The organism is Limosilactobacillus galli (assembly GCF_947381495.1).
GTDB lineage: Bacteria > Bacillota > Bacilli > Lactobacillales > Lactobacillaceae > Limosilactobacillus > Limosilactobacillus galli.
The window spans coordinates 1-12,669 of the sequence record NZ_CANCWK010000048.1 but is presented as its reverse complement, the minus strand read 5'-3'; the positions used below and the strand labels follow the sequence as shown (position 1 = coordinate 12,669).

Genomic DNA, 12,669 nt, shown 5'->3' with positions numbered 1-12,669 from the left:
ATGCAAATTGTGGTTCAAGCACTCATCAGAAGGGTGTTTGCTCACAAGCCACGTCCTTTAGGGCGTGGTGGTTGACGAATCACGTTCCTTTCGGTATTTGGACATGAAAAAAGGCCTACCACCCCGGGTAGACCTTTTTAAAATGGGCAAACAACCGTATTCGCCACTACTTATGATCAATGATTGAAATCTAATTCTACCCGGGCACCTTTTGTCATGCTGGTGGACAAACGATGCGTTAAATTGTGCAGAATTAGAACTTCAATGGTTGATCCCTCCATAAATTAATTGTCCGTAGTATAGCAAGCCGCAGGGGATCTGGGATGTCTTCATGGCACCGGTCATCGGGATGGTCGGAGATAAGAAGACGGAGGGTGCGATCTCCGTTTCCCTGTTCATTCTGGTTATTGGGGGCTTCTTGGGGGTCGTTAACAAGACCGATGCCCTCAACGAAGGAATCAGTTCGATTGTCCGCCATTACAAGGGTCGGGAAAAGCAATTGATTCCAATTCTGATGATCCTGTTTGCCATTGGTGGTTCGACCTACGGGATGGGGGAAGAAACGATTGCCTTCTACCCACTGTTGATTCCTGTTATGATGGGGGTCGGCTTTGACTCCCTGGTTGCGGTGGCCATCGCGCTGGTCGGGACCCAGGTCGGGTGCCTGGCATCAACCGTTAACCCGTTTGCCACCGGGGTTGCATCGCAGACCTTGAATATCTCCCCTGGTGACGGGCTGGGTTCGCGGCTGCTCCTGCTGATCATCACGACTGCCGTCAGCATCATCTACGTTTACCACTACGCTTCTGTTATCCAGAAGGACCCAACGAAGTCACTGGTTTATGACCAACGGGCCGAAGATGAGAAGCGGTTTGCCATCAAGGTGCAGACTGACGATGAGCACCAGATGACTGAGCGGCAAAAGGCCGTTATCTGGCTCTTCGGTCTGACCTTCGTCATCATGATCCTCGGTCTGATTCCATGGACCAACTTGAACAGCCACTGGACGTTCTTCGATAGCTTTACCAAGTGGCTGACCGGGATCCCATTCCTGGGCAACCTCTTGGGACACGACATGGCACCGCTGGGGACTTGGTACTTCAACGAAATCACGATGCTGTTCCTCTTCATGTCCGTTCTGATCATGTGGGTTTACCACATGAAGGAAGGCGAATTCATGGATGCCTTCATGAAGGGAATGGCGGACTTCTTAAGCGTTGCCATCATCGTGGCCGTTGCTCGTGGGATCCAAGTGGTCATGAACAATGGGATGATCACCGGGACCGTCCTGCACTGGGGTGAAATGGGCCTGCACGGGCTCTCCCAGAGTGTCTTCATCATCCTGACCTACATCTTCTACATTCCAATGTCATTCCTGATTCCGTCAACTTCTGGACTGGCCGCAGCGACGATGGGGATTATCGGCCCACTGGGTCACTTCGCCCACGTCTCCGTCAGTCTGGTCATCACGGCTTATCAGGCCGCCTCTGGTTGGGTTAACCTGATCACGCCAACCTCTGGGATCGTGATGGGGGCCTTGGCAATTGCCCACGTCAACGTCAGTGTTTGGTGGAAGTGGATGCTCAAGTTGATGATCTACCTGTTTATTGTTACCTGTGTATTCTTAGGTGTTGCTGCCGTATTGTAAAAGGGATGAGTATTTATGGCACAATTAGTAAACGAGAAGGAACAACAAGAAGCTGTTAAGACCCTGGAACGGTTGATTTCGGTACCGTCATACAACGGACCAGCTGAGGACGGGGCCCCATTTGGGCGGAAGATCCGCAATGTCCTGGACGAAATGATGAAGATCTGTGACGAGCTGGGCTTCAAGACCTACGAAGATCCCGATGGCTACTATGGCTATGCCGAAGTCGGTGAAGGTGACAAGGTCTTTGGGGTAATTTGCCACCTCGATACAGTTCCCGCTGGTGACCTCAAGAACTGGGAACATGACCCATTCAAGGGCACGGTCATTAACAACGCCGTTTATGGCCGGGGTTCTCAGGACGACAAGGGTCCCGGGATCGCTGCCCTGTTCGCGGTTAAGGCCCTGATGGATGCTGGTTACCACTTCAACCAGCGGATCCGCTTCATCTACGGGACTGACGAAGAAATCCTCTGGCGGGGAATTGCCCAGTACAACAAGAAGGAAGCCCAAATCGACAGTGGGATCTCACCAGATGCCGAGTTCCCATTGATCTACGCCGAAAAGGGCCTGGAGCAGGCCTACCTGGTTGGCCCCGGTACGGACAAGCTGAACATCAGCCTCAAGAACGCCTTCAACGCGGTTCCTGATAAGGCCGTTTATGACGGTCCAAAGCAGGACGAGGTCAAGGCCGCCCTTGATAAGCACGGCTTCAAGTACACCAGCGATGATCACTCCATCACCGTGCTCGGGCGGTCCGTTCACGCCATGCTGGCTCCTGAAGGGACCAACGCGGTACTGCGGCTGGCCATCGCCCTAGATGATGTCTTTGACTTCAAGCCGCTGGACTTTATCGGCAAGCTCTTCAAGGAAGACGCTACCGGGACCAACGTGCTCGGTGATGTCGAGGATGAATCTGGTCACCTGACCTTCAACATCTCCAGTCTGGAAATCAACGAGAAGGAGACCCGGATGCAGATTGACCTGCGGATTCCCGTTACGGTTGATCGTGACCAACTGTTGAAGAAGCTCAACGAAAACGTTGCGCCATACGACCTTAAGTACGCCCCGTTTGACTACGTTGCCCCGCTCTACGTTCCAAAGGACAGCAAGCTTATTCAGACCCTGATAGCGGTCTACAAGGACCAGACAGGCGACAATGATGCCACCCCACAGATTTCTGGTGGGGCCACCTTTGCCCGGACGATGCACAACTGTGTCGCCTTTGGGGGAATGCTGCCAACGACGCCAGACTACATGCACCAGGCCAATGAGCAATGGCCGCTGCCGGACATGTTCAAGGCCATGGAGATCTATGCCCAGGCCATCAAGAAGCTCTGTGTTGACGGCGAATAGCTAAATATCATTAATACAAAATAAAAATACCGGTCAGAATCATTCCAGGTTCTGACCGGTATTTCGTATTTAACAAGCGATTGTAAGTGAATTTCTTGAGAGATTGTAAGTGCTTGTTATTTATGGAAAGGCTATTTTGGCGTTACTTTTGTTCCATGACTGTTTCGCCGTTGGCGGTAATCTTGAAGGTCTTGTTGGCAGCGTCAGCGTCTAAGACAGCAACGTTTGCGCCATCCTTGTCCTTCCGTGTGATCTTGATCGTGGTGTCAGTTGGGGTCTGAACATCGATGGAACCTTCAAGATTAAAGGCCGGGAACTTGTTTCGCCAGGAGAGCAGGGCCAAGAGGTTCTTAACAACTGGGCGTTGGACTTCCTTAGCAACTTCTTCCTTGGTGTAGTAGTGACGGTTGATGTTCCGGCCTTCCTTGGTCTTTTCAAGGAGTTCCAGGTCGTTTGAACCGGCCAGCAGACCAACGTAGTAGATCATTGGGATCCCAGGGGCAAAGATTTGGAATGCCCGGGCCATCAGGTAGGCCTTGTCGTTGTCACCAAGGGCGGAGTAGAAGGTCGTGTTGATCTGGTAGATGTCCAGGTTGTGGTATTCAGCACTGGAGTACTTCTTCTTGACGTTGGCACCAACCTTGTAGAGTTCCTTGGAAGTGTAGTCGATCTCGTCGTCAGACAGGATGTCCTTGGCGTCGACCACCCCGATCCCGTCGTGGGTGTCCAGGGTAGTGAATTGCTTCATTGGGCTCATCTTCAGCCAGTTGGCCAGGCGGTCAGTCTTACCAGAGTACAGGGTGTAGAGGGTGGTCATTGGCAGAACGAAGTCGTAGATGAAGTAACCGTGCTTAGAAATCTTTTGTGGCATGGTGTAGTGCTCGTGGATTTCTGGCAGGATTTCAGCTTGGTAGGGTGCCAGGATCTTACGAACTTCTTCCAGCAGGTCCCAGATTTCCGGTTCAACGAAGAAGTCATTAGTGTCGGCCTTCTTAACGGCGTAGGCAAAGGCATCCAGCCGGATCAGGTCGGCACCATGCTTAACCATGCTGGTCAGAGTTTGCTTGAAGAATTCGTTGGCCACCTTGCTCTTGACGTTGATGTCGATCTGTTCTTCGCCAAAGGTGTTCCAGAGGTGTTCTTTGGTGCCGTCGTCGAATTCAATTTCTTGTTCCGGTGCCCGGTCCTTCCGCTTGTAGATCATGTCAATGTCCTTTTGAGTAGGACGGCCCTTACCAGCAGCTTCCCAGAACTTTTCCCAACGGATGAAGAAGTCGCTGTACTTGGAAGCATCGTGGTTCTTCTTGAAGTCTTGGTACATCACGGACTTCTTGGAGATGTGGTTGATCATGAAGTCAAACATCAGGTAGTAGTCCTTGCCGAGGGCTTCAACGTCGTCCCAGTTACCGAAGGCGGAGTCAACCACGTCGTAACGGTATGGGGCGAAACCACGGTCACCAGTGGATGGGAAGAATGGCAGCAGGTGGATACCGCCGATGGCATCGCCGATGTATTCCTTCAACACTTCATGGGTTTCCTTGATGTTCTTGGCCATGGAGTCAGAATAGGTGATTAACATTGCTTTGTTTTGAATTGGCATAGTGTAAGACCTCCAAATTAATTAGTTAGCTTTTTGCGCATTGCGACGAGTAGCAAAGAAAATGATCAGGGCGATGATGATCAGCCCCACCCCGTAGACCGGGAACGGAGCCGCTAGTCCCATGCCGGACAGTGGCTGGCCCATCAAATGGTTAGTCCATTCGGCAATCGTTGGGGAGAAGAAGGCCCCAAAGTTGAAACCGATCAGGCACAGGGAGGTAACCAGCGGCTGCCGGTTAGCGGGTGCCAGGTCTGGCAAGAGGTTGAAGATCAGCGGGGAAACCAGTTGCAGTGGGAAACCGATCAGCAGCAGGCCCACGACCATCAGGAAGTAGTTGTGGCCGGCAAAGCCAAAGAGGAAGTTGGACAGGGCCATCAAACCTAAGCCTAGGTAGACGGTGCCGAAGCCCAACCGTTTCTGGATGGCTCCGTAACAGATTCCGCCCAGGGTGGCCCCGATCAGCATCAGGGATAAGAACATCGAGGAACCAGTGTAGTAACTACCGTTGATGGCAACGGCCAGACCAGGGAACCGGTTCTCCATTCCAACATAGTCCACAACCAGCAGGAATGCAAAGAGGACGAGCAGGTAAACTACGGGGCTGATCTTGGTGATCTTCTTGGCATCATTTTCACCAAAGTCTTCGGCGAGGGCATCTTCATCGACATCATCATCTTGCGCCTGGCTGTCATCAGGAACCCGGAGCGCGAAGAAGATCAGGACAACAAAGGCCAGGACGTAGACTGCAAATGATTGGTGCCAGCCGGCATAGCTCAGGATCAGTCCGGCGATGGTCAATGTGGCGGCCTGACCGATCTGCTCGGCAGCAGCTCGCCAGCCCAGCATCTGCGCACGCTCTGTACCATCGTACCAGACAGCGATCATGGAGATGGCCTGGGAGTTGTAAAGTCCATAACCGGCCCCTAGGATCAGCCGTGAGATCAGGATGGTCAGGTAGTTGTTGACGAACAATGGAACCAGACCAGCGACGCCGACGATCGTGACCCCGGCCATGATGATCTTCTTATCTGAAATGTGGAACCACTCTTGGATGAGCGGGGAGAGAACCACGAAGATCATGACGGCAAACGACGGGGTGGTTACCAGATACTCGGATTGGGTCTGAGTAATGCCCAAGGCGGCCTTCAGCTGGGGGAGTGACCCCTGGATGGCGTAGGCACTGGTGACCATGAACGACACTGACAGGAATGCCAGTTTGGTAATCATGGAATGTTTGTTACTCATAAGTATCAATTCTGCTTTCTTATTAGATTGCCATAGCAATGATAAACGTTTATCATTCGGCTACGTGAATAATATACTATTCCCCCTTCTAAATGTCAAACGTTTATCAAAAATAATTGTAATCATTTTCATTATGACTATGTCGCTGATTAATGAAAATACAATGTAAGCTTGCTATTTCTGAAAACAGGCTATGAATGTGAAAATAATAACGATGGAAAAATAAAAACTGCGCCGGTTTCTTATTGGACGCAGTTAAATGGTTGTAATTAGTATTGTTGGTCGTATTCGTAGGTCAGTTCAGGTTCTCGTCCTGTCCGTTGATAGTTATTGAGCGCGTCGATCTGTTGCATCTCGTCCGCCGACAGCGCAAAGTCATAGATAGCAGCGTTCTGGTCGATTCGGGCAGCGTGGACTGACTTGGGAATAAAGGAGACCCCGTTTTGCAGGTGCCAGCGCAGAATGACCTGGGCCGTGGATTTGCCGTGGGCGGCGGCAATCTTTTCCAGCACTTCTTTACCGAGGACAGCGCCCCGGCCGAGCGGACTCCAGGCCTGAGTGACGATCTGGTGATCATGGTTGAATTTGAGCAGCGGCTTTTGAGTCAGCAACGGGTGCAGTTCAATCTGATCGACCACTGGCATTTCGTGCGCCTTAGTGGCCAGATACTGCAGGTGGATTATCTGGTAATTGCTAACCCCGATGGACTTGGCAAGCCCGGCCTTCTTCAGGTCCTCAAATGCCCGCCAGGTTTCAAAGAAGGCGCGCTCGATCGGCCAGTGGACAAGCAGGAGGTCAACGTAGTCCGTCTGGAGTTTCTTCAATGACTCCTTGACTGACTCGATCGTCCGGTCATAGCCCTGGTTATCTTCAGCAACCTTCGTGGTGAGGAAGACCTCATCCCGGGGAATCTGGAGTTCCTTGAAGGCTGTCCCAACCTCAGCTTCATTGCCGTATAGCTGGGCGGTATCGAATAGACGGTAGCCGGCGGTGTAGGCCGCCTTAATGGCATTGTTCATTGTCTTTTGGCCATCAACCTTGTAGAGGCCGAATCCTTCCTGCGGCATCTTGTTGTCGTCGGCGAGTTTTAACCAATTATCCTTAATATTCATATCTTGTCACCCCTTTTTACTAGCGTACACCATTTTTGGCTGTGCAGTGGTGTCTATTCCATAATCGACTTGGTAGTCCGGGCCAATTGCTCAATGGTTTGCTGACCGGTTACCATGCTGTTGTTCTTATCAGTGTAAACGGCAATGGTGTAGCTGGTTCCGTTGTTATTCTTGATGTAGCCGATACTGTTGACAATCCAGTCGTCAGAGCCGTAACTGAGCCACCCGTTCTTGATAGCAAAGTTATCGCTACCGGCTGAAATTCCCCATGCCTGGTCGGCTTCCACATTATCCATCAAGTTACGGATGGTGGCTCGTTCCTGACTATCCAGCAGGTCAGATCGATAGAAGATGTTGTTGAGGAGTTTGATCTGATCGGCGGGAGTGGTGGTGGTTAAGCCCCACCGTTCGTGAGCCACCGAATCTTTCATGCCGAACTTGTCAAAGGTTTCTTGCAGCCCCTTTTGCCCGCCGAGCTCGTTGAAGAGGGTTGTGGTGGCGGTGTTGTCACTTTGTTCGATCATTTCCTTGGCCAGTTCTGTCTGGTGGCTGCTTAGCGGGGCTTGCTGTTTGAGAAGCAGACCGGCAAGAACGCTGACCTTGACGGTACTGGCTGTGTGGAATTTATGGTGGGAGGCATTGGTTGAAGTGTAGGTCCGGTGCGTTTTAGGCGAATAGACGGCGATGGCCACGTTGTCGCTTGAAGTATAGACGATCTTGTTCCAATTAGCTTTGAGGCGGGCACCGACTGACAGAAAGTGGTGCAAGCCGAAGATGACAACCAGGACGATGAGAATGGTTAAAATCAAACGTCTCCGGTGACGACGATGCATGTGCTGATCACGCTGCATGATGCAGGCTCCCTTCTTTAATGATGTGTATACCCTATTAATCATACTTGTGAACTTAAGAAAATGAAATATCTTTACTACTAATTTAACCAATAGTTTGAGAATTTGCTTGAATATTTAACAAAGTTCACTGATAATTCATGTTTAGAGTTTATCCTTATATAGGATGAAAATTTAGGAAGGAATATCTAATGAAAAAAATTGGCTGTAAGTTGATTCACCTTTTACTACTGTTTCTAGCATTGAACCTGAGCCTGGCTGGCCTGACCAGACGAGCTAAAGCAAGCGACGATGTCTTTTACAATATGAAAGCTCGGGCAGCCTATGCAATTGATGCTCAAACCGGACAGGTCCTTTACCAGAAGAATGCAAACAAGACCTACCCGATTGCCTCGCTGACCAAGATTTTAACCCTGGCGGTAATTGAGCAGGACATCAAGGATCATAAGCTCAGCTGGGACCAGAAGATCAAGATAACCCCAGCGGTTGCCAAGGTTGCTAACGATTGGCACTTCTCAAACGTTCAACTGAACGCCGGTGAGCAGTATTCGGTGCGCCAGCTGGTCGAGTCCATGATGCTGGTATCGGCTGATGGCAGTACTGAGGCCTTGGCCCTGGCTGATGCTGGCAGCACGGTAGCCTTTAACCGCAAGATGCAGGCAGTAGCCAGAAAGGCCGGCGTTACCGATGCGAAGATCTATAACATGATTGGTCTGCCTAACAGCAGTTTAGGCAAGCACCGGCTTAAAAACGTTGACAAGGATGCTGAAAATGAAATGTCAGCCAAGGACTTGGCGCTGGTTTCTCGGTACGTTATTAACAAGTACCCGGAGACGCTCAAGATCACCAAGAAGAAGTTTGCCAACTTTGATGTCACTGCTGGTCAGCAGTACCAGATGGTCAATATCAACGCCCTCCTGCCGCAAAACGGCTATGCTCCTAAGGACTGGGAGATCGATGGCTTGAAGACGGGGAACACGGATGCTGCTGGTAAATGCATTGTAACGACGGGAACCTATGCCGGCCGGCGGGTGATCCTGGTTGCCCTGCATACCAGCGGTGATTGGAACAACCAGTCCAAGATACAAAAGGAATTTTACGAGGCCCTGGCGGCCAACTATCAGCCGGTTGAACTGAAGAAAATCACCGACCTGCCAAAGGGCGTTCAGCAAGCCCGGGTCGTTCACGCTAAGAAGCAGCGGCACGTCCGCCTGCAGCTGGCTGAGCCGCAATGGATTTGGTTAAGGAAGGGCGAGAATTGGTCCGCTGCTAAGCCAAAGTTTATTCCGGCAAACAACCGTCAATCGGTAACTGGCCGTTTGGAGGCACCGCTGAAGAAGGGCCAGAAGGTTGGCCAGATCGAATTGCAGATCCAGGGGATGCCGGCAATGAAGGTTCCGGTTACCAGCAGCCAAAAAGTTGCGGTGCGTTCATTCTGGAGCAGGTAATTAATACGAAAAGAGAAGGGGAACGTGACAGAGGTCATTTATGACTTCGTCGCCGCGCTCCTTTTTTATTTTGAAAACAAATGAAAAATTTATCATTTGTTATGAAGCTTTATTGGTGAATAATATTTCTCAATCTTGTGAAATACTGAATTTATATACTGCAGTTGGGGAAGACGCCCCGATATTACTGCGAGAAATGTATATGGTATGCGCCCCACCGGCTTATTGTTGACTATTTAGTTGCTTTTGTCCAGAAACAATGATAACTTAGCAGTGTAATTGAAAGCGTTACCATTAGGGAGGCAATAACGATGATAAACCGATTCAAGTGTTTAGTAGGACTGGCGACGTTTGGCATGGTAATGGGGACTGTCAGCACAGCCAGTGCCTGTACTACGGTCCTGGTTGGTAAGAAGGCCAGTACGGACGGTTCCACGATGATTGCGCGGAACGAGGATGCGGATACGGCTTGGGCCAAGCACTACATCTTCCACGCGGCTAACAGCAATGGACCAACCCAGTATGAGTCTAAGGATAACCACTTCACGATTGACCTGCCGGCTGACCAGCAGCGTTACACGAGTACGCCGGATTGGCAGCAGGTTGACGGCCAAGACCAGTTTGGTGAGGACGGGATCAACGGCAGCAACGTGGCCATGAGTGCGACTGAGTCCGGGAGCACCAACAAGAAGGCCCAGAAGGCCGACCCGTTTGTTAAGAATGGGCTGGAAGAACAGTCAATGCTGGATGTTGTCCTGCCGTACGTGCACTCCGCTCGTGGCGGGGTTGAGCGTCTTGGCCACATCATTGAGACCAAGGGTTCCGCTGAAAATAATGGGGTGATTTTCAGCGACAAGGACTCCATCTGGTACATGGAAATCGTCTCCGGTCACCACTGGGCAGCGGTCCGGGTACCAAACGATAAGTACGCTGTTATTCCAAACCAGACCATGATCGGCAACGTTGACACCAAGAAGAGCAACTACATGGCCTCCAAGAACATGGTCTCCTTTGTCAAGAAGCACCACCTGAACGGTTATGTTAACAGCCATCAGGTTAACTTTGCCGAGGCCTTTGGAACTAATAACAAGGAAGATGCTACCTACAACCGGCCACGGGTATGGGATGGCCAACGGATCCTGACCCCAAGCAAGAAGCAGTCGATTGACCAGAAGCACTTCACGATGTTCATGAAGCCGGACAAGAAGATCTCTGTTGCCAAGGTTCAGAAGGTCTTGAGCTCCCACTTCAATGGCACCAAGTACGATAGCAACGGCAAGTGGGTTGGCGGTTACCGGCCGATCAACGTGCCAACGGATGTTGAATCCCACGTTCTGCAGATCCGGAACAACGTACCTAGCGAAATTGCCGGTGTTCAATGGTTAGCGATGGCTTCACCAGCGACGAGTGTTTACGTACCGTTCTACACGAACATCACCAACACTCCTGCTAACTACCAGAAGGGGACCGACAAGCCGGACAACACCTCTGCTTACTGGACTTACAAGATGACCCGGGTACTGACTGACCCTTACAAGAACAAGCTGATCAACAAGGACGTTGTGCCTGTTCAGAAGCGGGTTCAAAAGAAGCTCGACCAGAACCTGGCCCAATCCGATAAGCAAGCTGAGTCACTGCCGAGCGATCAGGTTGCCGACTACCTGACACAATGCAACCAGCAGAACGCTGATTACGCTCAGAACGCCTTCAAGAAGCTCAACCAGAAGCTGACGGTGGACGCAACGCGGCAGACCAAGATTGTTCAAGATAAAAACCTTTAATACCAATTAAAAAAGATCACCAGACCATTCGTGGCCTGGTGATCTTTTTGCGTTGGGCCCAAATAAATGGGCGCCCCTGGCCTTCAACCAAGGACGTCTGTTTTATATAGGAGTTGTTTATTTGGCAGTATGATCAGCGGCTTTAGTATTCAACGTGCCACTTGATGGTGTACGTCTTTTCTTCATTTGGCCGCAGGGTGATGTCACCAAATTCTGGATGGTGGGGAGCGTCAGGCAGGGTCTGTGCTTCCATGGCAATCCCGAGGTGCGGGTGAACCTGGCCGTGGTTGTAGACGGCCTTGTCGTCAGAGTTCATGGTGTACATCACCAGACCGTTACGGTCAGAGTATAGTTCCATCTTCCGGCCGCTAGCCTTGTCTTCCAGGGTTGCCACCGGCTTCGTCAAGCTCGGTTCAACTTCCCAGATATCATCAAAACCATTCTCCTTGGTGGAAGCCATCTTCTTCAGGGCGTCACCGAGACGGGTTAGCTTTTCAAAATCAAATGGGGTGCCGGCGTTAGCGACCTTTTCCCCAGTTGGGATCTTGCCGCCGTCAACTGCTAAGTGATACTTGGAGTTGACTTGCAGGGTCAGATCGTCAACCGTCTTGGCATCTGCATGTGCCATGTTCCAGTAAGTGTGGTTGGTTGGGTTGAAGATGGTGTCGGAGTCGGTCGTAGCCGCAAACTTCAGGGTCAGGTTGTCATCGTCATCCAGCGTGTAGGTAGCCGTGACATGGATGGTGCCAGGGAAGGTGTCATCCTTTTCACTCAGGGTCAGGCTAAGGGTGATCGAAGCGCGGTCATCGCTGACGTCGGTACTGTCGACGTGCCAGATGTGGTTGTAGAAACCGTTGGTACCACCGTGCAGGGTATTCTCCCCTTCGTTTTGCTCCAGCTTGAAGTCCTTGCCGAAGACCTTGAATTCACCATGAGCGATCCGGCCAGCAACCCGGCCGATCAAGCGGTTGGTGCAGAAGCCGTTGTTGGTAAACTCGTCCAGGTTTTCTGAGGTCAGGACCATGTCGGCCTTGCCACCGTCCTTGGTTGGGACCTTGAATGATTGGAGCAGTCCGGCGAAGTCGAGTATCCCGGCCTGTACACCGTTGTCATTGGTTAAAACATACTTAGTAACTGGTTCATCCTTGAAATGTCCAAATGGAACCTGTGCAATATCCATTATCAAAAACCTCCTTGAAAAGTAAGCGCTTTAATGTACAACTACTATTCTAGCACACTTTTTATCGATATGTGCAACCGTTTGCGCGACTGATAACTTTTTTGACAGCCCTAAGGCGAGCACATAAAATGATGTTAGTAATAACAAGTGAGGGCGAGAAAATGGCAAAGTTTAATTGGGACAAGTTTAAGGAGTCCTGCCGGCGGAACTTCATGGATTTCCTGGGAATTTTTGCGGCTGAGGACCGTTTCATCCACGAACATAAGCATCGGAGCAGCCGAATTGCTGAGCAAAGCCGTTACGGGACTGCCGATGAACAGGACAATGAAAAGTAATAAAGCGATGACCGAAGTTAACCCTTCAGCCATCGCTTTATTTAATGATGTTTGGCCGGAAATCCCGTGACTTTAGTCATGGGATGGATAGGCCCCTTTAGCGCCCGTTAGGG

General features: G+C 50.9%; 9 protein-coding genes and 1 pseudogene. 5 read left to right on the top strand and 5 right to left on the bottom strand.

What is annotated here, in order from left to right:
- Positions 1-301: 301 nt before the first annotated feature.
- Positions 302-1,648 (top strand): annotated as a pseudogene (locus tag QOS10_RS08170) (YfcC family protein); the annotation flags it as partial.
- Between the two features lie 15 nt (positions 1,649-1,663).
- On the top strand, positions 1,664-3,004 hold the full coding sequence (locus QOS10_RS08165) for a M20 family metallopeptidase (RefSeq protein WP_283594969.1): 1,341 nt from the start codon (positions 1,664-1,666) through the stop codon (positions 3,002-3,004).
- Between the two features lie 142 nt (positions 3,005-3,146).
- Here the strand turns inward: QOS10_RS08165 and gtfA are convergent, their stop codons facing one another.
- From gtfA to QOS10_RS08145, 4 genes are all read right to left on the bottom strand, one after another.
- Entirely contained in the window at positions 3,147-4,604 is a 1,458-nt protein-coding gene (gene gtfA / locus QOS10_RS08160) for a sucrose phosphorylase (RefSeq protein ID WP_283594968.1), read from the bottom strand.
- Positions 4,605-4,625: 21 nt separating this feature from the next.
- Positions 4,626-5,849 carry an MFS transporter gene (locus QOS10_RS08155; protein ID WP_283594967.1) on the bottom strand — a complete coding sequence of 408 codons (1,224 nt, stop codon included), beginning with the start codon at positions 5,847-5,849 and terminating at the stop codon, positions 4,626-4,628.
- Positions 5,850-6,118: 269 nt separating this feature from the next.
- The gene (locus QOS10_RS08150; RefSeq protein WP_283594965.1) at positions 6,119-6,961 is read right to left on the bottom strand and encodes an aldo/keto reductase; all 843 of its coding nucleotides are present in this window, start codon (positions 6,959-6,961) and stop codon (positions 6,119-6,121) included.
- A 53-nt stretch (positions 6,962-7,014) separates the two neighbouring features.
- Positions 7,015-7,812, bottom strand: a complete 798-nt coding sequence (locus QOS10_RS08145; RefSeq protein WP_283594964.1) for a serine hydrolase — start codon at positions 7,810-7,812, stop codon at positions 7,015-7,017.
- A 191-nt stretch (positions 7,813-8,003) separates the two neighbouring features.
- On the opposite strand from QOS10_RS08145, the gene QOS10_RS08140 reads away from it, so the two are divergent.
- The gene (locus QOS10_RS08140) at positions 8,004-9,260 is read left to right on the top strand and encodes a D-alanyl-D-alanine carboxypeptidase family protein (RefSeq protein ID WP_283594962.1); all 1,257 of its coding nucleotides are present in this window, start codon (positions 8,004-8,006) and stop codon (positions 9,258-9,260) included.
- A gap of 311 nt (positions 9,261-9,571) precedes the next feature.
- On the top strand, positions 9,572-11,041 hold the full coding sequence (locus QOS10_RS08135; protein WP_283594961.1) for a C69 family dipeptidase: 1,470 nt from the start codon (positions 9,572-9,574) through the stop codon (positions 11,039-11,041).
- 142 nt (positions 11,042-11,183) lie between these two features.
- Here QOS10_RS08135 and QOS10_RS08130 read toward each other — a convergent pair whose 3' ends face one another.
- Positions 11,184-12,221, bottom strand: coding sequence for an aldose epimerase family protein (locus QOS10_RS08130; RefSeq protein ID WP_283594960.1), 1,038 nt, complete (start codon positions 12,219-12,221; stop codon positions 11,184-11,186).
- Positions 12,222-12,382: 161 nt separating this feature from the next.
- Between QOS10_RS08130 and QOS10_RS08125 the strand changes: the two genes are divergently transcribed.
- A complete protein-coding gene (locus QOS10_RS08125) occupies positions 12,383-12,556 on the top strand; it encodes a hypothetical protein (protein WP_283594959.1) in 174 nt (57 codons plus the stop codon).
- Positions 12,557-12,669: the final 113 nt, after the last annotated feature.

What these genes read in the sequence shown, in the direction of transcription:
- QOS10_RS08155 (WP_283594967.1), bottom strand. Translation starts at nt 5,849, where the DNA reads ATGAGTAACAAACATTCCATGATTACCAAACTGGCATTCCTGTCAGTG.
- QOS10_RS08150 (WP_283594965.1), bottom strand. Translation starts at nt 6,961, where the DNA reads ATGAATATTAAGGATAATTGGTTAAAACTCGCCGACGACAACAAGATG.
- QOS10_RS08130 (WP_283594960.1), bottom strand. Translation starts at nt 12,221, where the DNA reads ATGGATATTGCACAGGTTCCATTTGGACATTTCAAGGATGAACCAGTT.
- QOS10_RS08145 (WP_283594964.1), bottom strand. Translation starts at nt 7,812, where the DNA reads ATGCAGCGTGATCAGCACATGCATCGTCGTCACCGGAGACGTTTGATT.
- gtfA (WP_283594968.1), bottom strand. Translation starts at nt 4,604, where the DNA reads ATGCCAATTCAAAACAAAGCAATGTTAATCACCTATTCTGACTCCATG.
- QOS10_RS08140 (WP_283594962.1), top strand. Translation starts at nt 8,004, where the DNA reads ATGAAAAAAATTGGCTGTAAGTTGATTCACCTTTTACTACTGTTTCTA.
- QOS10_RS08165 (WP_283594969.1), top strand. Translation starts at nt 1,664, where the DNA reads ATGGCACAATTAGTAAACGAGAAGGAACAACAAGAAGCTGTTAAGACC.
- QOS10_RS08135 (WP_283594961.1), top strand. Translation starts at nt 9,572, where the DNA reads ATGATAAACCGATTCAAGTGTTTAGTAGGACTGGCGACGTTTGGCATG.
- QOS10_RS08125 (WP_283594959.1), top strand. Translation starts at nt 12,383, where the DNA reads ATGGCAAAGTTTAATTGGGACAAGTTTAAGGAGTCCTGCCGGCGGAAC.